The following is a 25,364-nucleotide window of genomic DNA, read 5'->3' on the forward strand; positions in this document are numbered from 1 at the left end:
CGCACGCTTGATGCGGCTCGCCGCCGGGCGCCGGTGACGACCTTGCGAAAGATCAAAATCACCTGTCAGGATGGTGATGTGAATCTGGAGCATGTCTTTCTGTGTGGGAACCCCGCTCTCGACTTCGCCGCGACGTTGCGCGCTCGCCGCTCGGTGCGGTTCGAGATGTTCGTGTCCCCGGACCGGCTGGACGCCTGGTATCTGGAGTCCGGAATCGTCGATGCCGTCTCCGCCAGTCAGCATGCCGATGTCGAGCACGCGGTGGCCCTGCGGGAGGCCATCTACGAGCTGGTCACCGCCCGCGTCGCGGGGGATCCCTACGACGGCGAGGCACTGGCCGTGGTGAACGACGCGGCCCGCAAGCCTCCCGCGGCGCCGCAACTCACCGCCGGCGGGCGGCGGACGGACGCCACGTCGCAGGAGGCGCTCTCCACGGTGGCACGGCATGCCGTCGAGCTCCTCAGTGGTCCGGATGTGCCGCTCCTCAAGGAGTGTGGCAACCCCGAATGCACCCGTGTCTACATCGACCGGTCGCGCGGCGGGCGCCGGCAGTGGTGCGGCATGGAGCCCTGCGGCAACAAGCTCAAGGCGGCCGCCTACCGCGCCCGTAAGCGGCAGGCCCAGGAGCCTGCCGCTTAGGGTCTGTCGTTTGGATCAGGCCGGGCTCGCGGGGTCTGGCCTGATCCAAACGACAGGACCCTGGGTGCTGAGCACCCCGCCCGCCCATCGCTGATCACAGCGAGCTGATCACACGGCCCGCCGCGTGGCGGACGACCGTCGACGGGATGTATGTCCTGCGACTCTAGACAGGACTGGACATGTATGGCTAACTACCGGACATGCCTAAACAGGTCCTCAAGCATCAGCGCATCGCCCGCGTTCTGGCCCGTGAGATCCACAGCGGCGCCCTGGAGCCGGGCAGCAGACTGCCCGGCGAACACGCGCTCACCCGGCGCTTCGCGGTCAGCAGGGCCACCGTTCGCCAGGCGCTGGACGAGCTCAGCAAGCAAGGGCTGATCTCCACCCACGCGGGCGTCGGCTCGTTCGTCACCTTCGACGGCGGTCTGCTGGACAACCGCCTGGGCTGGACCAGGGCACTGGCCGACCAGGGCGCCCGCGTCACCACCGAGGTCCTCCGCCTCGAAGCGGTGCGCGATGCCCGGCTGGCCGGGGAACTGGGCATCGAGGGCGTCGAGTTCATGGCGCTGGACCGGTTGCGCGTGCTGCCCGAGGGCACCCCGGTCGCGCTGGAGCGCAGCAGGGTTCCGATGGCCCCGGCCCTCGCCGACGTCCCGCTCGGCGGGCTCCTCGACGGCTCGCTGACCAAGACCCTCGCCGCGGTCGGCATCCGCGCCACCCACGGGGACGAGTGGGCCTCCGTACGGCAACTGGCCGCCGACGAGGCGACACTGCTCCGCCGCCAGGAGGGCGAGGTCTGGCTCAACACCCGCCGGGTCAGCCGCGGAGCCGATGGCCAGATCGTCGAGCAGGTGACCAGCCTGCTGGACCCCGCCCGCTTCCAACTGCACCTCGGCTTCGGCGAGCAGCCCCAATGAGGCCCCCGATGAGGCCCTCGATGCGGCGACCGTTGAGGCGCTCCCCATGAGGCCCCCGGTGATGCGCCCGCTGAGACCGCACCCGGCACCCGCCCTCCCCGACGTACCGCCTCCGCGCACCGACAGGAAGTCCCGATGAACCACCAGCACGACCGCGCGCTCGGCGCCCTCTACGGCCTGGCGATGGGCGACGCCCTCGGCATGCCCACCCAGATCATGTCCCGGGCGTCCATCGTCGCCCGGTTCGGCACCGTCACCGGTTTCGAGCCCGGCCCGGAGGACAACCCGGTGAGCGCCGGAATGCCCGCCGGTTCGGTCACGGACGACACCGATCAGGCCGTCATCGTCGGCCGGCTGCTGACCGGGTCCGGCGGGCGGATCGAACCGCTTCGGCTCGCGCACGAGCTGCTGGAGTGGGAGCGCGCCATGAAGGCCAAGGGCTCCTTCGACCTGCTCGGCCCCTCCACCAAGGCGGCCCTGGAGGCCGTGTCCCGCGGCGTACCGCCGGAGGAGGCGGGCAAGGCCGGTGCCACCAACGGCGCGGCGATGCGGATCACCCCCGTCGGCGTCGCCTTCCCCGACACCCCGCTGGAGCCCTTCCTCGACCGGGTCGCGGAGGCGTGCCAGGTCACCCATGACACCTCCATCGGCATCGCCTCCGCCGCCGCCGTGGCCGCCGCGGTGAGCCGGGGCATCGACGGCGGCGATCTGGAGGACGCCTTCGACGCGGCGGTCACGGCGGCCGCGGCCGGGGCCCAGCGCGGCCACTGGGTCGCCGGTGCCGATATCGCCGCCCGTATCGGCTGGGCCGTGGACCTGGTCCGCGGTCTGCCCGAGCGGCAGGCCCTGGACCGCGTCTGCGACCTGGTCGGCACCAGCGTCGCCAGCCAGGAGTCGGTCCCCGCCGCCTTCGCCGTGCTGGCCCTCGCCGAGGGCGAGCCCTGGCGGGCCGGTCTGCTGGCGGCCAACCTCGGCGGTGACTGCGACACCATCGGCGCGATAGCCGGGGCCATAGCCGGTGCCGTCAGCGGGGCCTCGGGCCTCCCCGACGAAGCCCTCGCCACTTTGCGCTCGGTCAACGGTCTCGACCTGGAACCGCTGGCCACGGCCCTGCTCGCGCTGCGCGCCGGCACGGCCGCGTGACCCCCACGCCCCCCACGCCCGCCCTCATATCCGCACCGGAGCGCCCCCGGACAGAAAGACAGGTACCACCATGGCGGCTTCAGAGAACGACCGCGTCGGCTCCGTGGAGACGCGAGGCATCGAGCCGGTTCCGGACGCCGAGCGCCACGGCCACGCGAGCCAGATGTTCTGGACCTGGTTCGCCGCGAACATCAGCATCCTCGGCCTGCCGCTCGGCGCGGCCCTGGTCAGCTTCCGCGGCCTGAACATCTGGCAGGCGGCCGTCGTGGCCATCCTCGGCTCCTTCGGCTCCTTCGCCCTGGTGGGCGCCCTCAGCATCGCGGGGAAGCGGGGCGGTGCGCCCGCCCTCACCCTCTCCCGCGCGGTGTTCGGGGTCCGCGGCAACGCCGGCCCCACGCTGGTCACCTGGATGAGCCGGCTCGGCTGGGAGACCATCAACACCACCACGGCCGCCTTCGCCCTGCTGGCACTGCTCGACGCGGCGTTCGGCATCCGGCGGAACACCGTCCTGACCGTGGTGTGTCTGCTGGTCTTCATCGGCTGCACGCTGCTGATCAGCGGTCTGGGCCACGCCACCATCATGTGGATCAACAGATGGGCCAGCTATATCTTCGGTCTGCTCAACCTGGTCGTGATCATTTTCCTCGCCACCACCGTGGACTGGGACAAGGTCTTCCACGCCCCGGTCGGGTCGGTGAGCGCGATGGTCGTGGGCGTCGGCATGATCGCCGCCGGTACCGGCATCGGCTGGGCCAACACGGGGGCCGACTACGCCCGTTATCTGCCCCGGCGGATTCCGGGCGGCAGGCTGGTGGCCGCTTCCGCCTTCGGCGCCGGTATCCCGCTGGTCGTGCTGATCTCGCTGGGTTCACTCCTGGCCGCGGGCGAGCCGAATCTCGCCTCCGCCTCCGACCCCGTCTCGGCCATCAACACGATGCTGCCGTCGTGGATGTCCATCCCGTATCTGATCGCCGCGTTCGGCGGACTGCTGCTCTCCAATCACCTGTCCGTCTACTCGGCCGGACTCACCATGATCACCCTGGGCATACGGGTCCGGCGCACCCTCGCCGTCGGCCTGGACGTGGTCGTCACCTTCGCGGGCGGGATCTACTTCATCCTGATCGCCAAGGACTTCTACGGCCCGTTCATCACCTTCCTCACCCTCCTCGCCGTCCCTATCAACGCCTGGGTGGGCGTCTTCGCGGTCGACCTGATACTCCGCCGGTCCTACGACGGCGCGGCGCTGATGGACGTCGGCCGCTCCAGCCGCTACTGGTTCCGGGGCGGGATCGCCTGGGCCGCGATGATCGCCTGGACGGCGGCCATCGTGGTGGGCCTGTTGTTCACCGAGGCGAGCACCAGTGCGACCGACGTGTGGTTCTCCGGGCCGCTGTCCCATAGCTGGATCGGGTCCAACGGGCTGGGGTGGGTGGTGACCCTGCTGCTCGCCGCCGCCGTCTACGCCGTGCTGCGCAGGTTCGACGGCACCGTCCGCGAGGAGGCGTCCGGGCAGCGACCCCAGCAGCAGGTGCTGCCCACCCCGGCCGCGCGGGAGCATTCATGAGTGGCCACGACGGCGCCCTCGGCGCCCCCGGCGAGGTGACGGGCGGCCGGCTGGTCCTGCTCGGCAACGCCATCGTCGATCTGGTGATGCGGGTGCCCGCACTGCCCGAACGCGGCGGCGACATCGTCTCCACGGACACCACCCTCACCACGGGCGGCGGATTCAACGTCCTCACCGCCGCCCGCCGCCTGGGCCTCTCCGCTGTGTACGCGGGCGCCCATGGCACCGGGCCGTTCGGCGACCGGGTGCGCGCCGACCTCGCCCGGGAAGGCGTCGACATGGTGCTGGCTCCGGTGGCCGAGGAGGACACCGGGTTCTGTGTCGCCTTCGTCGACGGCGGCGGCGAGCGCACCTTCGCCACCAGCCTCGGCGCGGAGGCCCGGCTGACCGAGGCCCACGCGACGTCCGTGCTCGCCGCGCTGCGCCCCGGCGACATGGTGCAGATCTCCGGCTACGGGCTCGCCTACCCGGTCAACGGCCCGGTCCTGGCCTCACTGGTCGCGCGGCTGCCGGAGCACATCCGGGTCTTCCTCGATCCGGGTCCCCTGGTCGACCAGATCCCGGACGAGGTGCTGGCACCCGTTCTGGAGCGCTGCGACTGGGTCAGTTGCAACCAGCGTGAGGGGCGGCTGCTGACCGGCCGGGACGACACCGAGGAGGCCGCGGCGGCGCTCGCCGCCCGGCTGGGCCCGCGCACCGGTGTGCTTCTGCGGGCCGACGCGGCGGGCTGCTGGCTGGTCCCGCCCGGCGGAGCGGCCCTGCACATCCCCGGCCGCCGGGTGACCGCGGTCGACAGCAACGGCGCGGGGGACGCCCATACGGGAGCGTTCCTGGCCCTCCTCGGCCACGGTCTCGACCCGAGCACCGCCGTACGAGGCGCCAACGCCGCCGCCGCCTTCGCGGTCACCCGGCACGGCCCCGCCACCGGACCGACCCTCGGCGAGCTGCTGGACCTCCTGGACGGCGAGCCCCTCGCGGCGCGGCTGTCCTCGGCGCTCGGGCGGTAGCCCGCCCGCGCGCTCGCGTCACGGAGGTCCCTCCCCGTGACGCGAGCGCGTCCTTCACCCGGCGGTCTCGGAAGTGTCCTGCCTGCCGGGTGTGTGCTCATCGTCGCCGAGGACGTGGTCGCGTACCGCCGTCAGGATGCGGTCCGACAGGTCGTCGCCCGCGCAGGCCCGTGCCAGGACCAACGCCCCGACCATGGTGGACAGTTCGACGAGGACGGACTCCTCGTCGGCCGCGGTGCCGCCGGACTTCCTGGCGCTTCGCTCCATCGCGTCGATCAGCTTGCGCAGACCCTCGCCGAACGCCCTCTTGAGCGGGTCGCCGGGCTCCGCGCGTGCGGCGTCCACCGCCAGCGCCGCGGCGGCGCACCCCAGCCCGGGGTTGTCGCGGTGCGGTGCGGACAGATAGGCGGCCAGGAAAGCGGCCCGGACGCCGCGGCCGCGGTCCTCGCCCGTGTCCTCGCCCTCGGGGGGTTCCTCCATGTCCGCGAGGCGTTCGGCGAACGCGGCCGAGCACGCCTGGGCGATCAGATCGTCCTTCGAGGCGAAGTGGCGGTAGAACCCGCCGTGGGTCAGACCCGCCGCCGCCATCGCCTGGGGAACGCTCACCTTGTCGGCGCCGTGGGTGCGCACCAGCTTCGCGGTGGCCGCGATCACCTGCTCGCGGTGGCGCTCGGCCTCGGCTCGGGATGCTCGGGGCATGGTCGGTACTTCCTTCTGCGTAGGTTGCCGGACTCGGGTACGGGATGCCGGTTACCGCACCGATGATATTTGCGACCCGTTATAGATGATGCTAATAATCTATTTAAGCGCGCCACGGGGACGGCGGCCTCACGGTCCGCCGCCCCTGCCGGTTCGAGCGCGCTCCGAGACGAGGAGGGTCCGACATGGTTGCGATCGATGGTTCGGTGGTGCTGGTGACCGGAGGTCAACGTGGCATCGGCAAGGCATTCGTGGAGGCATTGCTCGGGCGTGGCGCGGCGAAGGTCTACGCGACCGCGCGGAAGCCCAGCCCCAGCGAGGACCCGCGGGTCGAGGCCGTTTCCCTCGATGTCAACGATCCGGACGCGGTCGCCGCCCTCGCCGATCGGGCCGCGGATGTGAACATCGTCATCAACAACGCGGGGGTGCTGCTGCCCTCGCCGCTGCTGAAGGCGGACATGGCCGATGTGGTGGCGACGTTCGAAACGAATGTCTTCGGGCCTCTCCGGGTGGCACGTGAGTTCGCCCCGGCCCTGTCGGCGAACGGCGGCGGCGCGCTGGTGGACATGCACTCCGTGCTGTCCTGGGGCGCGGGCGCTGCCGCCTACGGCGCCTCGAAGGCCGCGCTGTGGTCGATCACGAACTCTCTCCGGATAGAGCTGGCCGAGCAGGGGACCCAGGTGGTCGGCGTGCACCTCGGGCTCGCCGACACTGACATGGCCGCCGGGATCCCGAGTCGGAAGATCTCCCCGGCCGAGGTCGCGGAGGCGGTTCTGGACGGCGTCGAGAACGGCGCCGACGAGGTGCTCGTCGACGATGTGACCCGGCAGATGAAGGCGGCGCTCGCCGGGCCGGTGGAGGGGCTCACCCTTCTCCTCGGACGCTGACCGCTCGTCGCCACCGTTCGACTTCACTCTTCCTCGAAGGAGAGAGAGCCATGCCCCTGTGGCACATCTACCATCCGGTCGACGCCTATTCCGCAGAGCAGAAGCGGAAATTCGCCGCGGACGTCACGGAGTACTACACCCAGGTCGGTCTGCCGAAGTTCTACGTCGTCACCCTGTTCCACGACGTCCCGGAGTCCTCGTTCCTGGTCGGCGGCGAGCCGTCGAACCGCACCGTCCGGGTCGTGATCGAGCACATCGCCCGCCACTTGTCGGACCCCGGCATGAGGAAGAGGTCCGTCGAGGGGCTCGACCGTGTGCTGGCCCCGCACACCCGGGATCGCGGGCTGCACTGCGAGTTCCATATCGACGAGACGCCCCGGGACCTCTGGATGATCGACGGGATGGCGCCGCCGCCCCCGCGCAGCGAAGCGGAACGGATCTGGGCGCGGGAGAACCGGCCGCTGCCGTACTGACCGGCCGCCCGCGACCGCACCAGGGCGGCGAGCGAGGCCACCGACGGCGCTCGGCGGCCTCGCGGGGAACCCATGGCTGAACGGGGGCGGGTCTGGTTGGATCACCGTATGGCCCATGCGGATACGCGGAAGATCGGGATCCTGCTGTTCCCGGACGTGGAAGAACTCGACGCCATCGGTCCATGGGAGGTGCTGTCGTACTGGACGCGCACCTTCGCCGAGGACGGGTGGCAGGTGTTCTGCCTCTCCGCCGACGGCAACCCCGTGACCTGCGCGAAGGGGCTCACCGTCGAGGCGCATCAGGCGATGGCCGACCTGCCCCCACTGGATGTGCTGCTGCACCCCGGCGGCCGGGGGACCCGGCCCCAGCTCGAGGACGAGCAGCACCTGGAGTGGGTCCGGTCCCAGCGGCGCTCGGTTCCCCTGATGACCAGCGTGTGCACGGGCTCGCTGGTCTACGCGGCGGCCGGACTGCTGGCCGGGCGGCCGGCGACCACGCACTGGGGATCGCTGGACCTGCTCGCCGAACTCGACCCGACGATCGACGTACGGCCCGAGGAGCGGTTCGTCGACGACGGTGACATGATCACCTCCGCGGGGGTCTCGGCCGGTATCGACATGGCTCTTCATCTGGTCGCCCGGCTGGCCTCGCCGGAGCGGGCACGTCAGGTGCGACGTGGCATCCAGTACGACCCGCAGCCGCCGGTGTGAGCACACCGCAACCGCCGGTGTGAGCACACCGCACCGGCACAGCGGCAGGGTCAGCCGGGGCTCGAACGGCCGTGCCGCCAGTACCCGAAGAACGCGATGTCCGGCTTCGGTACGCCGCGGTCCCGCACCAGATGGCGGCGCACCCCGGTGGCCATTCCGGCCTCCCCGGCGACCCAGGTGTAGAACCGGCCCGGCCGCAGCGACGACTTCCTGACCGCGTCGAGGGCCGGCCTGCCGGGCAGCGCGTCCGCGCCGTCCCGGGCCAGCCACCGCACCCGTACGCCTTCGGGAGCGGTGATGTCCGCGCGGATGTCGGCGGTCCCGGAAACCTCCAGGAAGACCTCCGCGGCCAGTGACGCCGGAGCGTGCTCGAGGATGGCGAGGATCGCCGGTACGGCGCTCTCGTCCCCGGCGAGCAGTTGCCATTCGGCATGAGCGGGCGGCAGATAGGTCACGCCCATGTCGAAGATGCCCGCCGGGTCTCCGGGCCGGGCGCGCCGGGCCCATGCGGCGGCCGGGGTGTCGCCGTGCAGGGCGAACTCGATGTCCACTTCGCCGAGTTCGGGCCGGGCGCGGCGGATGGTGAAGTTGCGTACCCAGGGCCTGCGTGATTTCGGCAGCAGGAGAATCTCCGCCATCCACGCCTCGCTGGAGAGCTTCGGCATTCTCAGGCTGTCCTGCCCCTCGCGGGGAAAGAACAGCCGCACGGTCTGGTCGAAACCGGTGGGCTTCAGATGCTCCAGTTCCGCGCCGCCGAGCGTGATGGTCGAGAAGCCGGGTGTCAGCGTGGTGTTCCCGCGTACCTCCAACGTGATCATTCGCCGTGATTCTGGTGTGCGCACCTTGGGCAACACGTCTTTCCTCGCCTTCCGCTCAAGTCCGCTCGCCGTGGGGTCACAGGTCCACGACGAGCCGCGGGGACAGGGCGCGGGACACACAGGCGTACATCCGGCCCGCGGGGGCGCCGATGGCGTCCCGGTGCTCGGGCTCGCCGTCGACGACGGCGATTTCGCAACTGCCGCAGACCCCTTCGCGGCATCCGGACGCCACCGGATATCCGGCGTGGGTCAGGGCGTCCAGCAGCGATTCGTCGGCCGGCACCTGAACCGTCTGCCCCGACCGCGCGCACACCGCCTCGAACGCCGTGTTGGGGGCGAACGACCTGGCCACCGGGCGGAACAGCTCCGCGTGCAGCCGTCCGGCCGGGAACGCGGCCTCGGCCGCCTCGAGCATCGGTCCGGGGCCGCAGGCATAGACCACGGCACCGGGGTTCAGTGCGGCTGCCAGAGCGGCGAAGTCCGGCCTGCCCTGCTCTCGGGTGGCGATGATCCGGACCCGATCGCCGTAGCGGGAGCGCAGTTCGTCGGCGAAGGGCATGGACGCGCGGGACTGTCCCATGTAGACGAGCGACGCCGGGACGCCCGATGCCGCCGCCGCGCGCAGCATCGGCAGGATCGGGGTGATGCCGATCCCGCCGGCCAGGAAGAGATACTCCGGCGCGGGGAGGAGCGGGAAATGGTTCCGCGGCAGCGACACGTCCAGGGTGCGGCCCTGGCGCAGAAACCGGTGGATGTACTCCGAACCGCCCCGGCTGAGGCGGTCGTGCCGCACCGCGACGCGGTAGGACTCCCGGTCCGCCGGGTCGCCGCACAGCGAGTACTGCCGGGTCAGCCAGTTCGGCAGGGCCAGGTCGATATGGGCCCCCGGCTCCCAGGGCGCCAGCGGACCGGTGGCGCCTTTCAGGACGAGGGATACGACGTCTTCGGCTACCCGCTCGATGGCGCCGACGATGGTCTGTTGCATCGCGATTCACCTTGTGCCGTGGTCAGTAGAGTTTGCGGTAGCTCTCTTCGAGAGCGTGGGTGAGCACCATCGGATCGATGTCCGTCCCCATTTGGGCGGCGGTGACCTCACCGACCGACGGCATCTCGTCGGCCAGGGCCTGGCTCGCGGGGTCCCACAGCCGGGAGCGGATCAGCGAGCGGCCGCAGTGGAAGTACGCCTCCGCCACCTCGACGACGATCGCCAGCACCGGTTCGCTGGCCTCGGTCTGCATCCGGGCGAGTACATCGGGCTCATCGGTGGGATAGCCACGGCCGTTGACCCGCAGGGTCTCCCGCATCCCGGGGATGAGGAAGAGCAGCCCGACCCCGTCGTTCTCGGCGAGATTGCGGAAGGAGTCGGCGATCTTGTTGCCGGGGCGGTCGGGAATCGCGAGCGTATGGCTGTCGAGGACCTTCACAAAGCCCGGGTAGTCGCCACGGGGCGAGCAGTCGGCGCGCCCCGCCGCGTCCGCCGTGGCCAGGGTCAGGAAGGGGGAGTGCGCGATGAAGAATCGGAAGTGCTCGTCGATATGGTCGACCTTCTTGTCCTTGACCATGGCTTCGGGATCCCCGAGCCGGGCGTGGACCTCGGCCGGCGACAGCCGTCGGGGGCGGGTGCTGGTCTGCGTCACGATGACTCCTTCCGGGAGGGGGGAGCGGCGGGCGCGCGAGGGCCGTGCCGGTCGCCTCCCGCTCCCTGCCGACGACGGTGGTTCACCGCTCCGCCGCAGTTCATGGCACCATTGTGAGTAATTACTCAGGTCTTGCGCCACTCGCTTTTCAGGCGCCGTCCAGGAGGTGCCATGACGACAGGCCGGCGCGGACTTCAGCCACGTAAACAGCCCCGCCAGGCCCGGGCCGAGCTCACCCGGCAGCGCATCCTCACGGCGGCTGCTCACGTTTTCGCCGAATACGGCTATGCCGCCGGGACCACCAACCGCATCGCCGAGCACGCGCGGATCTCGATCGGCTCGCTGTACCAGTACTACCCGAACAAGGATGCGATCCTGGCCGAGCTGGCGACCCGTCATCTCGATGCCGGGGCGGCCGCCATCCGTGAACGACAGGACGAGGAGGAGCCCGATTCCCTCGAGGAGATCCTCCGTGGTTTCGCGCGCACCGTGATCGAGAACCACCTCGACGACCCGCAGCTTCTGCGCGTCATGGGCGAACAGGCCCCGCGCTCACCGGAGTTGTTCGAGAAGATCGCCCGCCAGGAGCGGGAGCGGGTCGCCTACACCCAGGAGTTGCTCGAGCGCCATCCCGAGGTGCGGGTCGAGGACACCTATGTCGCCGCCCGGCTCACCGTGTCCACGATCGAGCTCGTCGTCCATGTGCTCATCGCCGCGCCCGAGTCGATCGACACCACCCGGCTGGAGAACGAACTCGTCGCGATGCTCACCCGCTACCTCACGGCCGCACCGTCCGCGGCCGTGGCACCTCCGGCGCGCGAGGGCGGCTGACGCGGGGCCACCGGGACGACGGACGGGGACCTGGCGGGCCAGGTCCCCGTACGTCCCTCTCGGTGCGGTCGAACCGCGGGTGTCAGTCGAGCGTGAGGGTGGGCTTGCGCAGGTCCATCCATGTGGCAAGGTCGAGGGCGCGTTCGATGATGGCGCGCTGCTGGGTGGTGATGTCCTCCGCCGGTGCGGCGATCGCCTCCTTCAGCGTCTCGGTGCGGCACAGTTCGAGGGCCTGGTGTCCCGAGGTGATGAGGTCGCCCGCCTGCTGCTTGATGGCGGAGAGATAGGCGGGGTCGAAGCTGCCGGGGTAGCCGCTCTTCTTGCGGTTGGCCACGGACTCGGGCAGCACATCGCGGGTGGCCTCGCGCAGGATGCTCTTCTCCCGCCCGTCGAATGTCTTCAGCGACCAGGGGGTGTTGAAGACATAGGAGACGAGGCGGTGGTCGCAGAACGGCACCCTGACCTCCAGGCCGACGGCCATGCTCATCCGGTCCTTGCGGTCGAGCAGGGTGTTGACCATGCGGGTGAGATGCAGATAGCAGACCTGCCGCATGCGCTTCTCCAGGCCGGTCTCGCCGTCCTTGAGGGGGACTTCGCCCAGGGCGCTGAGGTAGTGGTCATGGAGGTAGGTGTCCAGGTCGAGCTTCTCGGTGAGGTCCTGGGACAGCAGGCTCTTGGTGTCGCCGAGCGTCAGCCCTCCGGCGAGCCACGGGAAGGTGTCGGCCTCGCGCCGCTCGTCGTGGAACCACGGGTAGCCGCCGAAGACCTCGTCCGCCGACTCGCCCGACAGGGCCACGGTCGACTGTTCGCGAACGGCCTTGAACAGCAGATAGAGCGAGTTGTCCCGGTCACCGAGCCCGGTGGGCAGATCCCTGGCGGCGATGGCCGCCTGCCGCACGGCCGGGTCGGACAGGGCGGAGCCGTCGAGCATGATGTCCCGGTGGTCGCATTTCACATGCTCGGCCACGGCGTGCACATAGGGGGTGTCCACGCTGGGCGCCACGTCGATCGCGCGGAAGTTCTCCGCCTGCCCGGGGAAGTCCACGGCGAAGCTGCGGACGGTCTCGCCGTGCTCGCCGAGCTTGCGGGCGGCGAGCGAGGTCATCGCCGAGGAGTCGAGACCCCCGGAGAGCAGGGTGCAGCGGGGCACATCGGCGACGAGCTGCCGGGCGATGATGTCCTCCAGCAGCTCCCGCACATGGGCGACGGTCGCGTCCTGGTCGTCGGTGTGCTCGGAGACCTCCAGGCGCCAGTACGCCTGCTCGCGAAGTCCATTGCGGTCGACGACGGCGATATGGCCGGGGCGCAGCTCCCTCATTCCCTTCCAGATCGCATGCCCCGGTGTCTTGGCGAAGGAGAAGATCTCCCGCAGCCCGTCCATGCCGATCTCGGGGGCGGCGAGCGGGTTGGCGAGGATGGCCTTGGGCTCGGATCCGAAGAGGACGCCGTCGTCGGTCTCGTAGTAGTAGAACGGCTTGATGCCCATCCGGTCCCGGACCATCACCAGCTTCTCGGCGCGGGAGTCCCAGATGGCGAAGGCGTACATGCCGTTCAGCTTCTCGGTGAGGGATTCGCCCCATTCCACATAGCCGCGCAGGACGACCTCGGTGTCGGAGTCCGTGGTGAAGCCATGGCCCCTGCGGCGCAGTTCGTCGCGCAGTTCGGTGAAGTTGTACGCCTCACCGGAGTAGACCATGCTCACGGGACCGTCGGGGGTGTCGACGGTCATGGGCTGTGCCCCGCCGGGCAGGTCGATGACGGCCAGCCTGCGGTGGCCGAGCGCGGCCTTGCCGGTCACCCACGCTCCGGCCGCGTCCGGGCCTCGGCAGGCCATCGTCTCGGTCATGGCGTCGAGGACCTGGCGATGGGAGGTCAGATCGCGGCGGTAGGAGACCCATCCGGTGATGCCGCACACAGTGATCATCCCTTTCACTCAGCAGAGATGGTTGCCTGTGAAAACCATCTACCTCTCCGGAGGCGGATCGCTACCGGGCGCAGTCCCCTGGGGGAGTGGTATTTCTCACTGGTAAATTCCTGTTAATGGTAAGTTTCGCGGTGGTCGCTGGCCGAAAAGAGTCGCCCACTAAATTCCCATTTTACAGCCGATATCCACGTCGCAATTCATAAGCGAAACGCCGGCCGTATACGAAAGAGGTCCGGGCCCGGCGAGCTGAGGCTCCTTCACCCGCGACCGTTCCTCGACAGGCTCCCTCCCGGTCGCCGTCGGGGGTGCTGGGTTCCGCCATGAGCTGGGGGGTTACCATATGAGCGCCACCTAGCTCGAAAGATGGATTTGTGACTCTCAACGAGGACTCGTTCACCAACTGGAAGCACCGCGAGGAGATCGCGGAGTCGATGATCCCCGTCATCGGGAAGCTGCATCGGGAGCGGGACGTCACGGTCCTGCTGCACAGCCGCTCCTTGGTGAACAAGTCGGTCGTCAGCATCCTCAAGACCCACCGATTCGCCCGCCAGATCGCCGGTGCGGAACTCTCGGTCACCGACACCCTGCCCTTCCTGAAGGCGCTCACCGCGCTCGACCTGGGCCCCTCCCAGATCGACATCGGCATGCTCGCCGAGACATACCGAGCCGACGACCGCGGTCTGTCGGTGGCGGAGTTCACCGCCGAGGCCGTCGCCGGTGCCACGGGCGCCAACAAGATCGAGTGCCGTGAGGGGCGCGATGTCGTCCTCTACGGGTTCGGCCGCATCGGCCGCCTCGTCGCCCGCCTGCTCATCGAGAAGGCCGGGTCCGGCAACGGGCTGCGGCTGCGCGCCATCGTCGTCCGCGGGGGCGGCGGCCGGGCCGGCGAAGATCTCGTCAAGCGCGCCTCGCTGCTGCGCCGCGACTCCATTCACGGCCAGTTCCAGGGCACGATCACCGTTGACGAGGCGAACAGCGCGATCGTCGCCAATGGCAACGAGATCAAGGTGATCTACGCCGACGACCCGACGGCGGTGGACTACACGGCGTACGGCATCAAGGACGCCATCCTCATCGACAACACCGGCAAATGGCGCGATCGAGAAGGGCTCTCGAAGCATCTGCGCCCCGGTATCGACAAGGTGGTGCTGACCGCGCCGGGCAAGGGCGATGTGCCCAACATCGTCCATGGCGTCAATCACGACACGATCAAGCCGGATGAGCAGATCCTGTCCTGCGCGTCCTGCACCACCAACGCGATCGTCCCGCCGCTGAAGGCGATGGCCGACGAGTACGGCGTCCTGCGCGGCCATGTGGAAACCGTCCACTCGTTCACCAACGACCAGAACCTGCTGGACAATTACCACAAGTCCGACCGCCGCGGCCGCTCGGCGCCGCTCAACATGGTCATCACCGAGACCGGTGCCGCCTCCGCCGTCGCGAAGGCCCTGCCCGACCTCGAGGCGAAGATCACCGGCAGCTCGATCCGCGTCCCGGTGCCGGACGTCTCGATCGCCATCCTCAATCTGCAACTCGCCCGCGAGACCAGCCGCGAGGAGGTCCTGGACTATCTGCGCGATGTGTCCCTGACCTCGCCGCTCAAGCGCCAGATCGACTTCACCAGCGCCCCCGACGCGGTCTCCAACGACTTCATCGGCTCGCGCCACGCCTCGATCGTCGACGCCGGTGCCACCAAGGTCGAGGGCGACAACGCGATCCTCTACCTGTGGTACGACAACGAGTTCGGCTACTCCTGCCAGGTCATCCGCGTCGTCCAGTACGTCTCCGGAGTGGAGTACCCGACCTACCCGGCCCCGGTGGCCTGATACCCGGCCGACGACGGCCTCGGCGGGCTCGGCGGGCTTCCCGCCGGCCCGCCTAGCCCTCCGCTCCGGGCTCGTCGGTCAGCAGCCGTGCGATGCCCGCCGGCCCGAAGACGTCCCGCGTGGCGAGGGCGAACCCACCGTGGAGCCCGGAGCGGCCCTTGAGCTGTTCGCGGTGATGGTCAGCTTGCGGGTGGCCAGCGGGAGGGCGCGCTGGTACACGGCGGCTCGTACGGCGGAGACGAGGTCGTCGCGGAGTTCGCTCAGCGGACCGGCCAGGATGATGCTGCGCGGATTGAACATATGGACCAGTACGGCGACCACCTCCCCGACCTCCGTGGCCGCCTGGCGTACGGCGTGCAGTGCGGCCGGGTCGCTGTCGGCGACACGCTGGGCGAGCACCCGGGTGCCGTGCAGCGGGTCGTCGTCGGTCGACTCGGGGATGCCGAGGGGCAAGGCGTCCCAGGCCAGTTGGGGCGCGATGCTGAGCGACGCCTTCACCAACATCTACAACGCCCCCATGCCGCTGGTGTGGCCGGGCGCCGCGATGGGCCTGACCATTCTGGCCTCCAGCCTGCTGGGCAACGCGGTGCGCGACGCGCTGGACACCACCGAGCGCCCGGCGGTGAACAAGCGCCGTAGGCGCCTGGCGCGGATAAGCGCACCGGCCGCCGATTACCCCGCGGACCGCCTCCTCACCGTGGCGGGGCTGCGCGTCGGCTATCCGAAGCCCGGCGGCGAGAAGACAGTGGTCGACGGGGTGGACCTCACCGTGGCACGCGGTGAAGTCCTCGGCCTGGTGGGCGAGTCCGGATCGGGCAAGAGCCGGACGGCGTTCTGCGTCCTCGGCCTGCTGCCGGACGACGCCGAGGCGACGGCCGACCGGCTGACCTTCGACGGGCAGGATCTGCTGGGCATGGACACCGCCGCGCTGAACCGCCTTCGCGGCCACGGCATCGGATACGTCCCCCAGGAGCCCATGTCCAACCTCGACCCGTGCTTCCGGATCGGCTTCCAGCTCGTGGAGCCCATGCGCACCCACCTCGGGCTGTCCCGGGCCGCGGCGCTGGACGTCACCGTCCAGGCCGAGGTGCTGGACCTGATGCGCTCCCTCCAGCAGGAGCACGAGATGGGGATGATCCTTGTCACCCATGACTTCGGCGTGGTAGCCGACATCTGCGACCGGGTCGCGGTGATGCGCGGCTGGCGGATCGTGGAGACGGCGCCGATGCGGCAGATCTTCGCGGCGCCCGAGCATCCGTACACCCGCACTCTCCTGGACTCGACGCTGGACGGCGGGCCGGTCCGCGGCGGACTCTGCGCCCACTCCGGTGCCGATGAACCTCTCAAGGGGGCCACATCATGACCGCTCCGCTCCTCGAACTCGACGACGTCGTGGTGGAGTACCCCGGAAAGGGCCGCGGCCGCAATCCCTTCCGCGTCCTGCACGGCATCTCCCTGACCATCGCACCGGGCGAAACCCTCGGCCTGGTCGGCGAGTCCGGCTCCGGCAAGACCACACTGGACCGGGCCGTCCTCGGTCTGGCGCCCGTCACCGGCGGCGAGATCCGGTACGGCGGAAGGGCCATCTCCCGGCTCGGCAAGCGGGAGCGGCGGGCGCTCAGCGAGGACATCCAGGTGGTCTTCCAGGACCCGTTCACCTCACTGAACCCGGCCATGACGGTCCTGGACATCCTCACCGAGCCCCTGCTGGTGACCGGCGTCGCCCGGCGCGACGCCGAACAGCGCGTGCGCACCCTGCTCGACCGGGTGTATCTCCCGCACGACGCGGTCCACCGGCTGCCCCGGGAGTTCTCCGGCGGCCGGCGCCAGCGGATCGCCATCGCGCGCCCTGTGCCGGGACCCCCGGCTGATCGTCTGCGACGAACCGGTCAGCGCCCTCGACCTGACGACCCAGGCCCGGGTGCTCGACCTGTTCACCGAGATCCAGGAGGCGACGGGCGTGGCGTATCTCTTCGTCACCCACGACCTGTCGGTGGTCCGGCACATCAGCCACCGGGTGGCCGTGCTGTACCGTGGCGACATCGTGGAGACGGGCACCGCCGCCCAGGTCACCGAGCGTCCGGAACACGCCTACACACGGCTGCTGCTGCTGCTGCTGCTGGCGGCGCCGGTGCCGGACCCCGACCGGCAGGCGCGGCGCCGGGCCGAACGGCTGAAGGAGGCCGCCTCATGACCTTCCGCACCCGGGGACTCGACGGGGTTCGCCGACGGGCCCGCTGAGATGACCCTCGTCTACATCCTGGACGACGACGAGGAGCTGGGCGAATCGCTCGCCTGGCTCCTCGAGTCGGTCGGCATCCGCTCGGAGCGGTTCCGGGACGCCCACGCCTTTCTGCGCTCCTACGACCGCGACCGGCCCGCCTGCCTGGTCCTGGACGTGCGCATGCCCGAGCTGAGCGGGTTCGACGTACAGCAGTTGCTGAACGAGACGGGCGCGCCGCTGCCCGTCGTCTTCGTCTCCGCGCACGGCGACATCCGGATGTCGGTGCGCGCCCTTCAGAACGGCGCGGTCGACTTCCTGGAGAAGCCGTACGACCCCCAGCACATGCTGGACGTCGTGCAGGCCGCGCTCCGCACCGCGCGGGAGCGCTTCGAGCGGGCCGCCGGCCGGCGGGAGCTGCGGACGAGCCTGGACCGGCTGACCGCCCGCGAACGGGAGGTGCTCGCGCTGTCCGTCGACGGAGTGCCGAACAAGCGCATCGCCACCCGGCTCGGCATCAGCACCAAGACCGTCGATGTGCACCGGGCCCGGATCCGGGAGAAAACCGGCGCCGAGAGCATCGCGGCCCTTGTGCACGACATCCTCCGGCTGGGGCTGCGGCCCACGGCGGACCGATGAGGGACCCGGCCGTGGACCGTCTTGCGCCATCCGGCTTCCAGACGCTGATGCAGGCCCTGAAGTACTGCGTCCTGCTGCACGACGCCCGGACCTACGACATCCTCTGGGCCAACCGGGCCGCCTGCGAACTGCTCGGCTGGACCGTCGATGAGCTCAGGCCCCTCAAGGCACCGGACATGAGCAAGAACTCCCTCCAGTACAGCCGGGCGCTCGGGCACCGCTGGCTCGGGCAGGCGGCGGAGCACGGCATCAGCGCCACCGAGTGGTGCTACCGGTCCAAGAGCGGCGAGGAGATCCTCACCGAGGCCATCGCCATCCGCGTCGCCCTGCCCGCGCGGACGGTGGTGATGGTGCAGTTCCGGGACATCGCCGAGGAGAAGGCGGTCCGGCGCGATCTGTTCCGCACCGAGAGCAGGCTGCGGGCCTTTCTGAGCGGCCTGGCCGAGGGGATCGTCGTCCTCGACGACACCGACCGGGTGGTCTTCGCCAGCGAATCCGCGGCCAGGCTGCTCGGCGGCGACCTCCACGGGGCGGACTTCACCGGCTACTGCCGCGACGGGACCGTACCCGACCGCGAGGGCCGCTACCGGTTCGCCGCACCCGGCGATGAGCCCCGCTGGTACGCGGCCACCTGCCAGTACATCGAGATCGAGAGCGATCTGCACGGCCGGATGCTGCTCTTCTACGACATCACCGACCGGGTCCGCGCCGAGGAGGAGCACCGCCGCGACACCCAGCGCCTGGACCATCTGGCCCGCAACAACGCCATGGGCGACATGGCGATGGCCATCGCCCACGAGGTGAGCCAGCCGCTCGCGGCCGCGTACAACTTCGTCGAAGGGGCACGGGGCCGGCTCGGACGCGGCGACGAGAGCGTGGCCTGGGGGCTGGACAACGCCGTACGGCAGATCGAGCGGGCCCGGACCATCCTGGCCAGCCTGCGCAGCTATGTCGGCCGCCTGGAACAGTCCGAGCAACGAGCCGACCTCAACGCGATCGTGCGCGACTGCGCGTACTTCATCGAACTGCGCGCCCAGGAACACGCGGTGACCGTCGCATGCGACCTCACCGCCGAGCCGCTGCCGGTGCGCTGCGAGAACGTGCTCATCGGACAGGTCGTGATGAACCTCGCCTTCAACGCGGTGGACGAGATGGCCGGCCGGCCGGAGGCGGAACGCAGGGTGCGGATCACCACCCGGCGCGGCGAGGACGGGTCCGCCGTGCTCGCCGTCGAGGACTGGGGGAACGGCCCGCCCGCGGAGGACCGGCTCTTCGACGGTGTCTTCACCTCCAAGGAGAACGGCAGCGGTATCGGCCTCGCCCTCAGCCACCGCATCATCACCCGCCACGGCGGCCGGATGGACGTCCACGCGAACCAGCCGCGCGGCGCGGTTTTCCGGTTCACGCTGCCCGCCGACGGGGCGGGGCGGGTAGGGGAAATCCCCTAGCGGAAGCATCCAACTCCCCATTGAGGCCGCTGAGCGGCCGCGCCTAGCGTGATGACAAGGCGGGCGGGAGAACCGCCCGGCAACGCGAGGAGATTCGCTCATGACGCAGACGCTGGATGCCGCCGCCGCGGCGGCCGCGGGGCGGTCGCCCTCCGGATCGGCGTTCGACCGGGCGCTGGACGTGGTCGCCCGGCGGCGCGCCGAATTCGAGGAGATGGGGCATGTTCCGCGCGATGTGATCGAGGAATTCAAGGCCGCGGGAATCTACCGGGCGAGCGCCCCGAGCCGATTCGGCGGCGAGGCCCTTCCGCCCGCCGCGTTCCTCCGTCTCATCGAGCGGATCTCGGTCGTCGACGGCTCGGCCGGCTGGGTCGCCAGCTTCGGCTCGTCCCTGGTCTACCTGGCGGCGCTGCCGCTCGATACCCAGGCCGAGCTGTACGCCGACGGGCCCGATGTGGTCTTCGCCGGGGGACTGTTCCCGGTGCAGCCCACCGAGCGGGTCCCGGGCGGTCACCGGGTCGCCGGCCGCTGGAAGTTCGCCAGCGGCTGCAAGGGCGCGGACGTCTTCGGCGTGGGCATCAAGGGCGGTCAGGACCGGGGTGGCCGGCCGCTCACCGCCGTGCTGCGGCCCGAGCAGGTGGAGATCGTCGAGAACTGGGACGTCATCGGCATGCGTGGCACCGGAAGCCACGACCTGGTGGTGGACGGGGCCGTCGTCCCCGAGGACTGGACCTTCGTCCGCGGCGGCGAACCCACCGTGGACGAGCCGCTCTACCGCTACCCGACCGTCCCGTACGCCGCCCAGGTGCTGGCCGTCGTCGGCCTCGGGGTGGCGCGGGCCGCGCTCGACCATGTCATCGCCCAGGGCGGCCGCGCGAGCTATACGGGTGCCCCGAAACCCGCCGAGCGCGCCACCTATCGCATCACGGTCGGCCAGGCCGAGGCCCAACTCCGCTCCGCGCGGGCCTACTTCTACGAGACCACCGAGGAGGTGTGGGCCACCGTGGCGGCCGGGGACCCGGCGAGCCCCGGACAGACCAGCGCGCTGCGGCTCGCCTCCGCCCACCTCGCGAAGACCTCCTTCGAGGTGGTCCGCGCCGCCTACCAGCTCGGTGGCATCGCCGCCATCGCCGACGGCAGCCCCATGCAACGCTATCTGCGCGACGCCTCGGTCGTCCCCCAGCACGCCTTCCTTCAGGAGGGCATGTACGACGGCGCGGGCGCGGTCCTCATGGGCGTCCAGCCCTTCCCCGGCTACCTCTGAACTCCCGGCCACCTCTGAACTCCCGGCCACCTCTGAACCCCCGGCCACCTCTGAACCCCCCGGCCACCACCTCTGCCCCCGGCTACCTCGAAAGGCGGGACATCCATGCCCGAATCCCCCGAGACACCCCTGCGCGTGCTGTTCTGCATCGGCGTCAACCAGAACTTCTTCGATCTGCCCACGGGCCAGGGCAAGGCCGTCTGGGACGGCTTCACCTCCATGCTCTCGCGGCTCTACGCACTGCCCGGGGTGAGCGTCCTCGGCACCATCGACGACGACCAGCACATGGTCGGCCCCTCCGCCTCCTGGCCCTGGACCAGCTACGTGCTCGCCGACGTGGTCGACCAGCCGACGGTCGCCGCCGCCTGCAACCTCTTCCGCACCGTCCAGGTCGGCGAGCACGGCCTGTGGCGCTATATGAAGATCGAGGCGCGTCTCGGCCGCCCGCTGCCCGAGCCGGAGGCCGGCCGATGACCACCGAGAACGTCCGCGTCGCCCTGGTGACGGGAGCGGCGGGCGGCCTCGGCGCCCACATCGCCCGCCGGCTGTGCGCCCAGGGCTACCGTGTCGCCCTCACCGACCTGGACGAGGCGGGCGCCGTGCAGGCCGCGGCGGATCTCGATCCGGAAGGCCACGCCACCACCGGGCTCGCCCTGGACGTACGCGACAAGAACGCCTTCGCGGCCGTCCGCGATCAGCTCGTCGACCGCTGGGGCGCCGTCCATGTGCTGGTCAACAACGCCGCCCTGACCAAGGCCGAATCGCTGATGGACATCAGCTCCGAGAGCTTCGACCGGATCGTGTCCACCAACCTCAACGGCGCCTTCTTCGGCTGCCAGGTCTTCGGCGCCTACTTCGCCGAGCGGGGGTATGGGCGCATCGTCAACATCGCCTCCCTCGCCGGTCAGAACGGCGGCTCGGGGACCGGTGGGCACTACGCGGCGGCGAAGGGGGGAGTGGCCACCCTGACGAAGGTGTTCGCCCGCGAGCTCAGCTCGCACGGGGTGACGGTGAACGCCATCTCTCCTGGCCCCCTGGACCTGCCCGTGGTCCGCGACATCATTCCGCCGGACAAGATCGACGCCTTCGAACGCGCCATCCCCGTAGGGCGGTTGGGACGCCCGGAGTTCATCGCCGACATGGCCGTGCTGCTCGCCGCCGACCACGCGGACGCGGTCACCGGCGCGTGCTGGGACGCCAACGGCGGCCTGTACATGCGCTGACGCTCACCTCAGGGCACCGCGACCGCTCGAGCGAATCCGAACCGAACCAGGAGAGGAGGGGCACCGCCGTGACCCCCGACCCGTCCCAGTTCCGGGAGGCGATGGCGCATCTCCCGGCGGCCGTCAACATCCTGACCACCGACGGCCCGAACGGCCGCTGTGGCATCACCGTCAGCGCGGTCTGCTCCGTGACCGACGATCCGCCGACCGTTCTGGTCTGCGTCAACCGCGGCAGCGCCATGCACGATGTGTTCCGGGCCAATGGAAGGGTCTGCGTCAATGTGCTCGGCGGCGCCCAGCAGGAACTGGCCCTGCACTTCGCCGGGGCCACGAAGGTGCCGATGGCCGAGCGCTTCACCTGGGACGTCTGGGACCGCGCCCACGATGTGCCGGTCCTGAAGGACGCCCTGGTGAGCGCCATCGGCACGATCACACACGCCGTCCCCATGGGCTCCCACAGCGTGCTCTTCGTCGACATCGAGCGGATCCGCACCCACTCGGGCGGCCAGAGCCTCGTCTACTTCAACCGCGCGTTCCACCGTCTCGACGCCACCCCCCTGATACCGGAAGGCACCCGGTCCTGAACCCGATGACGCGGTGGGGTACCGCATGGTCCCGTCCGGCCCTCGTGGCCGGACGGGACCACGGCGTCAGACGGTGGTCTTGGCCGTCGTGGCGCGCGATCGGGCGCTCGGGACGGCGGCCGCACGGGCGCGCAGCCGTTCCAGTGGGGTGGGCGGCAGTGCCCGCGCGGACCCCCGTGCGTAGTAGCGCTCGACGTAGAACTGTCCCACGCTCAGTACGGTGGTGACCGCGATGTACCAGAGGGTGGCCACCATGAGCAGCGGGATGACCTGGTAGCTCTGGTTGTAGACCAGTTGCACCGAGTACAGCAGGTCGTGCACGGCCAGCACGCTGACGATGCTGGTGCCCTTGAGCGTGCCGATCAGCATGTTTCCCGCGGTCGGCACGATGGAACGCATCGCCTGCGGAATGACGATCCGGCGCAGTGTGCGCCGTTTGCCGAGCCCGAGTGCCTGGGCGGCCTCGGTCTGGCCGGAGTCCACGGACAGGATGCCGCCGCGTATCACCTCGGCGGCGTAGGCGGCCTCGTGCAGGGTCAGGCCGATGACGGCGGTGAGGGTGGGGCCGAGCAGGTTGACCGTCTTGACGGTGACGAACTGCGGGCCGAACGGGACGCCGAGGCCGAGTGTCGGGTACAGAGCGCCGATGTTGAACCAGAACAGCAACTGCACCAGCAGCGGAGTGGCGCGGAAGATCCACACATAGCCCCAACTCAGTATGGACAGCACGGGGTTGGTGGACAGCCGCATCACCGCCAGCGGGATGCCGAGCAGAAACCCGAGCACCATCACCGCGCCGGTCAGCCACAGGGTCAGCAGCAGTCCGTCCAGCACGGCGCGGGTGGTGAAGTACCGGCCCACCACGTCCCACTGGAAAGCGTCATTGCGCGCAACGGAGTTGACCACCATCGCGAAGACCAGGAGCGCGGCGGCGGCGGTCAGCCGGCGCCCGATGCGTCGGCGCGGCACGATCCGCGGCAGGTCACCGGGACCGGGGACGCCCGTCTCGGGGCGCTTGTCGACGGGAACGGGCACCGCGTCGGGAGCGGTGGTACGGGAAGGCGTGGCCATCGGGAAGCTCTCCGGGTGAGGGGGCACGGGCGTCGGCGACAGTCCGGCGGGACGCGCACACGAACACCCGAGAAGGCGGTACGCGGGTACGGTGCGGCCGGGCTCGGCGTCATCACGCTCACCGCGTCCCTCAACGCGGCCGGAAGGGCCTCCGCGCGCGGCGGGCCCGTCCGTCATCGATCTTATGTGCCCAGCGCATGCGTCTGTCAAGAACACATGGGAACCGGTGAACACATGGGAACCGGTCAACGCCGGTCCGGTATGCGGGCGGTGGTTGACGAGAGGCGTTGTGTACTGCCTAATTGCTCCCATGAATACCGAGCAGCGTCTGGTCACCCGTGGCCACATCGACTTCGGTCGGGTGTGGTCGGCCGCATGTTGCGCCTGACTCGGCAGCGGGCTGTCTGACCGGCCCTTCCCTCCCTCGGTGACCCCGTCGCGGGCCGAGCTCTCTCGTCGTATCACCGCCGTACGCGGGCGCTGAGCCGCGTTCGGACACGGCCCTGCGAGCGCCCGGACACACGCTGCCGCCACCCCTTCCCGACGCCCCGGCGTCGTCACGCCTGCTCCAGCCAGTGGCATTTCCCCAATGCCGTCACATACGGCCATGCGAAGGCCATTCCGGCCTGTCCGCGTGCTCCCCCTGTCCTCCCGAAAGGCCATTTCCATGCCCGTGGAATTCCTCGGCATCGCCGCGACCCATGACGGTTCCGAGACCACAGCGCGCTCCGGTGGCGCATTCGACAAGGAGTACACACTCCGGCTTGCCAGGGCCCACGAGGACCATGGCTGGGACCGGGTGCTGTTCGCCTACGGATCCGGATCGCCCGACCCCGCGCCGGCCGCCGCGTACATCGCGAGCAGGCTGGACAGGCTCCAGATCCTGCTCGCCCACCGGCCCAACGTCTCGTATCCGACCTTCGCCGCCAAGACCTTCGCCACTCTCGACCAGATCAGCGAGGGGCGGCTGACCGTGCACTTCATCACCGGCGGCAACGACCACGAGCAGGGCCGTGAGGGCGACACGCTCACCAAGGACCAGCGCTACGCCCGCACCCGCGAGTACATCCAGATCGTCAGGAAGATCTGGACCACTCACGAGTCCTTCGACCACGAGGGCGAGCACTACCGCTTCCGTGACTTCGTCAGTGACGTCTTCCCGGCCCAACAGCCCCGCCCGGACATCTCGTTCGGCGGATCGTCTCCCGCCGCGTACGCCGCGGGAGGCGCCGAAGCCGACATCTACTGCCTGTGGGGCGAGCCCCTGGAGAAGACCGCCGAGCAGATCGAGGCGGTGAAGGCCGCCGCGAAGGCCGCGGGCCGTACCGACATCCCGCGCATCCAGGTGGCGTTCCGCCCGATCATCGCCCCGACCGAGGAACTGGCCTGGGAGAAGGCCCGCCGTACGGTGGGCGCGATCGAGGCCCGCAAGGCGAGCGGCGAGCCGGTCACCAGGCGCCACACCGGGCAGGCACACCCGCAGAACTCCGGCTCACAGCGGCTGATCGCCATCGCCGAGGCGGGGGAGCGCTACGACCGCGCGCTGTGGACGCCGACCGCCGCGGCGACCGGTGGGGCGGGCAACTCCAACGCCCTGGTCGGCACCCCCGAGACGGTCGCCCGGGCACTGCTCGACTACTACGACCTCGGCGTCGACATCCTGTCCGCCCGCGGCTACGACCTGCTGGGCGACGCCATCGACTTTGGCCGGCACGTGATCCCGATCGTCCGCGAGGAGGTCGCCAAGCGTGATGCCGAGCGTGCGGCGCGTGGCTCGCAGACCCTGGCCGCCGTGCGCGGATGACCTCCGTCGCACGCCCACACGGATATCCCCATCG

General features: G+C 70.2%; 25 protein-coding genes and 1 pseudogene. 19 read left to right on the forward strand and 7 right to left on the reverse strand.

The genetic code is table 11. The features are described 5' to 3' along the window. Positions 1 to 78 precede the first annotated feature (78 nt). From KN815_RS04385 to KN815_RS04405, 5 genes are all read left to right on the forward strand, one after another. Complete coding sequence (locus KN815_RS04385) at positions 79 to 639, forward strand: CGNR zinc finger domain-containing protein (RefSeq protein ID WP_216340364.1); 561 nt, start codon at positions 79 to 81, stop codon at positions 637 to 639. Between the two features lie 200 nt (positions 640 to 839). After that, positions 840 to 1,556, forward strand: coding sequence for a GntR family transcriptional regulator (locus tag KN815_RS04390; RefSeq protein WP_216340366.1), 717 nt, complete (start codon positions 840 to 842; stop codon positions 1,554 to 1,556). Between the two features lie 135 nt (positions 1,557 to 1,691). Then, the gene (locus KN815_RS04395) at positions 1,692 to 2,699 is read left to right on the forward strand and encodes an ADP-ribosylglycohydrolase family protein (protein ID WP_216340368.1); all 1,008 of its coding nucleotides are present in this window, start codon (positions 1,692 to 1,694) and stop codon (positions 2,697 to 2,699) included. 70 nt (positions 2,700 to 2,769) lie between these two features. Further along, a complete protein-coding gene (locus KN815_RS04400) occupies positions 2,770 to 4,263 on the forward strand; it encodes a purine-cytosine permease family protein (protein ID WP_216340370.1) in 1,494 nt (497 codons plus the stop codon). Further along, complete coding sequence (locus tag KN815_RS04405; RefSeq protein ID WP_216340372.1) at positions 4,260 to 5,270, forward strand: PfkB family carbohydrate kinase; 1,011 nt, start codon at positions 4,260 to 4,262, stop codon at positions 5,268 to 5,270. The genes KN815_RS04400 and KN815_RS04405 overlap by 4 nt, the downstream gene beginning before the upstream one ends. Positions 5,271 to 5,324: 54 nt before the next feature. Here the strand turns inward: KN815_RS04405 and KN815_RS04410 are convergent, their stop codons facing one another. Continuing rightward, positions 5,325 to 5,969, reverse strand: coding sequence for a TetR/AcrR family transcriptional regulator (locus KN815_RS04410; RefSeq protein ID WP_216340374.1), 645 nt, complete (start codon positions 5,967 to 5,969; stop codon positions 5,325 to 5,327). Between the two features lie 185 nt (positions 5,970 to 6,154). Between KN815_RS04410 and KN815_RS04415 the strand changes: the two genes are divergently transcribed. From KN815_RS04415 to KN815_RS04425, 3 genes are all read left to right on the forward strand, one after another. After that, positions 6,155 to 6,856, forward strand: coding sequence for an SDR family oxidoreductase (locus KN815_RS04415; RefSeq protein WP_216340376.1), 702 nt, complete (start codon positions 6,155 to 6,157; stop codon positions 6,854 to 6,856). Positions 6,857 to 6,906: 50 nt separating this feature from the next. Further along, positions 6,907 to 7,329, forward strand: a complete 423-nt coding sequence (locus tag KN815_RS04420; protein ID WP_216340379.1) for a tautomerase family protein — start codon at positions 6,907 to 6,909, stop codon at positions 7,327 to 7,329. Between the two features lie 108 nt (positions 7,330 to 7,437). Continuing rightward, positions 7,438 to 8,040: a DJ-1/PfpI family protein gene (locus KN815_RS04425; protein WP_253208752.1), complete on the forward strand. Its 603-nt coding sequence runs from the start codon at positions 7,438 to 7,440 to the stop codon at positions 8,038 to 8,040. Between the two features lie 50 nt (positions 8,041 to 8,090). Here the strand turns inward: KN815_RS04425 and KN815_RS04430 are convergent, their stop codons facing one another. From KN815_RS04430 to KN815_RS04440, 3 genes are all read right to left on the reverse strand, one after another. Continuing rightward, positions 8,091 to 8,858 carry a siderophore-interacting protein gene (locus tag KN815_RS04430; protein ID WP_216340383.1) on the reverse strand — a complete coding sequence of 256 codons (768 nt, stop codon included), beginning with the start codon at positions 8,856 to 8,858 and terminating at the stop codon, positions 8,091 to 8,093. A gap of 76 nt (positions 8,859 to 8,934) precedes the next feature. Continuing rightward, positions 8,935 to 9,843: a PDR/VanB family oxidoreductase gene (locus tag KN815_RS04435; RefSeq protein ID WP_216340385.1), complete on the reverse strand. Its 909-nt coding sequence runs from the start codon at positions 9,841 to 9,843 to the stop codon at positions 8,935 to 8,937. Between the two features lie 22 nt (positions 9,844 to 9,865). Beyond that, on the reverse strand, positions 9,866 to 10,495 hold the full coding sequence (locus KN815_RS04440; RefSeq protein ID WP_216340387.1) for an MSMEG_1061 family FMN-dependent PPOX-type flavoprotein: 630 nt from the start codon (positions 10,493 to 10,495) through the stop codon (positions 9,866 to 9,868). A 171-nt stretch (positions 10,496 to 10,666) separates the two neighbouring features. Between KN815_RS04440 and KN815_RS04445 the strand changes: the two genes are divergently transcribed. Then, complete coding sequence (locus KN815_RS04445; RefSeq protein WP_216340388.1) at positions 10,667 to 11,326, forward strand: TetR/AcrR family transcriptional regulator; 660 nt, start codon at positions 10,667 to 10,669, stop codon at positions 11,324 to 11,326. Between the two features lie 82 nt (positions 11,327 to 11,408). Here the strand turns inward: KN815_RS04445 and asnB are convergent, their stop codons facing one another. Further along, positions 11,409 to 13,241, reverse strand: coding sequence for an asparagine synthase (glutamine-hydrolyzing) (gene asnB / locus KN815_RS04450; RefSeq protein WP_216340422.1), 1,833 nt, complete (start codon positions 13,239 to 13,241; stop codon positions 11,409 to 11,411). Positions 13,242 to 13,621: 380 nt separating this feature from the next. On the opposite strand from asnB, the gene KN815_RS04455 reads away from it, so the two are divergent. Beyond that, the gene (locus tag KN815_RS04455) at positions 13,622 to 15,076 is read left to right on the forward strand and encodes a glyceraldehyde-3-phosphate dehydrogenase (protein ID WP_216340390.1); all 1,455 of its coding nucleotides are present in this window, start codon (positions 13,622 to 13,624) and stop codon (positions 15,074 to 15,076) included. 78 nt (positions 15,077 to 15,154) lie between these two features. Here KN815_RS04455 and KN815_RS04460 read toward each other — a convergent pair whose 3' ends face one another. Continuing rightward, complete coding sequence (locus KN815_RS04460; protein ID WP_253208753.1) at positions 15,155 to 15,580, reverse strand: ROK family protein; 426 nt, start codon at positions 15,578 to 15,580, stop codon at positions 15,155 to 15,157. Here KN815_RS04460 and KN815_RS04465 point away from each other — a divergent pair. From KN815_RS04465 to KN815_RS04500, 8 genes and pseudogenes are all read left to right on the forward strand, one after another. After that, complete coding sequence (locus tag KN815_RS04465) at positions 15,555 to 16,439, forward strand: ATP-binding cassette domain-containing protein (protein ID WP_253208754.1); 885 nt, start codon at positions 15,555 to 15,557, stop codon at positions 16,437 to 16,439. The two genes, KN815_RS04460 and KN815_RS04465, sit on opposite strands and share 26 nt — an antisense overlap. Beyond that, positions 16,436 to 17,270 (forward strand): annotated as a pseudogene (locus KN815_RS04470) (ATP-binding cassette domain-containing protein). Before KN815_RS04465 ends, KN815_RS04470 begins: the two are co-directional and overlap by 4 nt. 48 nt (positions 17,271 to 17,318) lie before the next feature. Further along, positions 17,319 to 17,936, forward strand: coding sequence for a response regulator transcription factor (locus KN815_RS04475; RefSeq protein WP_216340392.1), 618 nt, complete (start codon positions 17,319 to 17,321; stop codon positions 17,934 to 17,936). Positions 17,937 to 17,947: 11 nt separating this feature from the next. Further along, complete coding sequence (locus KN815_RS04480; RefSeq protein ID WP_216340393.1) at positions 17,948 to 19,384, forward strand: ATP-binding protein; 1,437 nt, start codon at positions 17,948 to 17,950, stop codon at positions 19,382 to 19,384. Between the two features lie 100 nt (positions 19,385 to 19,484). Further along, positions 19,485 to 20,648, forward strand: coding sequence for an acyl-CoA dehydrogenase family protein (locus tag KN815_RS04485; RefSeq protein WP_216340396.1), 1,164 nt, complete (start codon positions 19,485 to 19,487; stop codon positions 20,646 to 20,648). Between the two features lie 105 nt (positions 20,649 to 20,753). After that, positions 20,754 to 21,122 (forward strand): hypothetical protein, encoded by a 369-nt coding sequence (locus KN815_RS04490; protein WP_216340398.1) that lies wholly within the window; start codon positions 20,754 to 20,756, stop codon positions 21,120 to 21,122. After that, positions 21,119 to 21,871 (forward strand): SDR family NAD(P)-dependent oxidoreductase, encoded by a 753-nt coding sequence (locus KN815_RS04495; protein WP_216340400.1) that lies wholly within the window; start codon positions 21,119 to 21,121, stop codon positions 21,869 to 21,871. Before KN815_RS04490 ends, KN815_RS04495 begins: the two co-directional genes overlap by 4 nt. Before the next feature lie 68 nt (positions 21,872 to 21,939). Beyond that, complete coding sequence (locus tag KN815_RS04500) at positions 21,940 to 22,455, forward strand: flavin reductase (RefSeq protein WP_240450871.1); 516 nt, start codon at positions 21,940 to 21,942, stop codon at positions 22,453 to 22,455. Positions 22,456 to 22,521: 66 nt separating this feature from the next. Here KN815_RS04500 and KN815_RS04505 read toward each other — a convergent pair whose 3' ends face one another. Continuing rightward, entirely contained in the window at positions 22,522 to 23,526 is a 1,005-nt protein-coding gene (locus KN815_RS04505) for an amino acid ABC transporter permease (protein WP_216340404.1), read from the reverse strand. A 667-nt stretch (positions 23,527 to 24,193) separates the two neighbouring features. On the opposite strand from KN815_RS04505, the gene KN815_RS04510 reads away from it, so the two are divergent. Next, positions 24,194 to 25,330 (forward strand): LLM class flavin-dependent oxidoreductase, encoded by a 1,137-nt coding sequence (locus KN815_RS04510; protein ID WP_216340406.1) that lies wholly within the window; start codon positions 24,194 to 24,196, stop codon positions 25,328 to 25,330. The last annotated feature ends 34 nt before the right edge of the window (positions 25,331 to 25,364 follow it).

This window comes from Streptomyces niphimycinicus, from assembly GCF_018883605.1.
Classification (GTDB): domain Bacteria; phylum Actinomycetota; class Actinomycetes; order Streptomycetales; family Streptomycetaceae; genus Streptomyces; species Streptomyces niphimycinicus.

What these genes read in the sequence shown, in the direction of transcription:
- KN815_RS04475 (WP_216340392.1), top strand. Translation starts at nt 17,319, where the DNA reads ATGACCCTCGTCTACATCCTGGACGACGACGAGGAGCTGGGCGAATCG.
- KN815_RS04390 (WP_216340366.1), top strand. Translation starts at nt 840, where the DNA reads ATGCCTAAACAGGTCCTCAAGCATCAGCGCATCGCCCGCGTTCTGGCC.
- KN815_RS04460 (WP_253208753.1), bottom strand. Translation starts at nt 15,580, where the DNA reads ATGTTGGTGAAGGCGTCGCTCAGCATCGCGCCCCAACTGGCCTGGGAC.
- KN815_RS04495 (WP_216340400.1), top strand. Translation starts at nt 21,119, where the DNA reads ATGACCACCGAGAACGTCCGCGTCGCCCTGGTGACGGGAGCGGCGGGC.
- KN815_RS04395 (WP_216340368.1), top strand. Translation starts at nt 1,692, where the DNA reads ATGAACCACCAGCACGACCGCGCGCTCGGCGCCCTCTACGGCCTGGCG.
- KN815_RS04465 (WP_253208754.1), top strand. Translation starts at nt 15,555, where the DNA reads ATGCTGAGCGACGCCTTCACCAACATCTACAACGCCCCCATGCCGCTG.
- KN815_RS04505 (WP_216340404.1), bottom strand. Translation starts at nt 23,526, where the DNA reads ATGGCCACGCCTTCCCGTACCACCGCTCCCGACGCGGTGCCCGTTCCC.
- KN815_RS04425 (WP_253208752.1), top strand. Translation starts at nt 7,438, where the DNA reads ATGGCCCATGCGGATACGCGGAAGATCGGGATCCTGCTGTTCCCGGAC.
- KN815_RS04485 (WP_216340396.1), top strand. Translation starts at nt 19,485, where the DNA reads ATGACGCAGACGCTGGATGCCGCCGCCGCGGCGGCCGCGGGGCGGTCG.
- KN815_RS04510 (WP_216340406.1), top strand. Translation starts at nt 24,194, where the DNA reads ATGCCCGTGGAATTCCTCGGCATCGCCGCGACCCATGACGGTTCCGAG.
- KN815_RS04400 (WP_216340370.1), top strand. Translation starts at nt 2,770, where the DNA reads ATGGCGGCTTCAGAGAACGACCGCGTCGGCTCCGTGGAGACGCGAGGC.
- KN815_RS04430 (WP_216340383.1), bottom strand. Translation starts at nt 8,858, where the DNA reads ATGATCACGTTGGAGGTACGCGGGAACACCACGCTGACACCCGGCTTC.
- KN815_RS04410 (WP_216340374.1), bottom strand. Translation starts at nt 5,969, where the DNA reads ATGCCCCGAGCATCCCGAGCCGAGGCCGAGCGCCACCGCGAGCAGGTG.
- KN815_RS04435 (WP_216340385.1), bottom strand. Translation starts at nt 9,843, where the DNA reads ATGCAACAGACCATCGTCGGCGCCATCGAGCGGGTAGCCGAAGACGTC.
- KN815_RS04445 (WP_216340388.1), top strand. Translation starts at nt 10,667, where the DNA reads ATGACGACAGGCCGGCGCGGACTTCAGCCACGTAAACAGCCCCGCCAG.
- KN815_RS04415 (WP_216340376.1), top strand. Translation starts at nt 6,155, where the DNA reads ATGGTTGCGATCGATGGTTCGGTGGTGCTGGTGACCGGAGGTCAACGT.
- KN815_RS04405 (WP_216340372.1), top strand. Translation starts at nt 4,260, where the DNA reads ATGAGTGGCCACGACGGCGCCCTCGGCGCCCCCGGCGAGGTGACGGGC.
- KN815_RS04490 (WP_216340398.1), top strand. Translation starts at nt 20,754, where the DNA reads ATGCCCGAATCCCCCGAGACACCCCTGCGCGTGCTGTTCTGCATCGGC.
- KN815_RS04420 (WP_216340379.1), top strand. Translation starts at nt 6,907, where the DNA reads ATGCCCCTGTGGCACATCTACCATCCGGTCGACGCCTATTCCGCAGAG.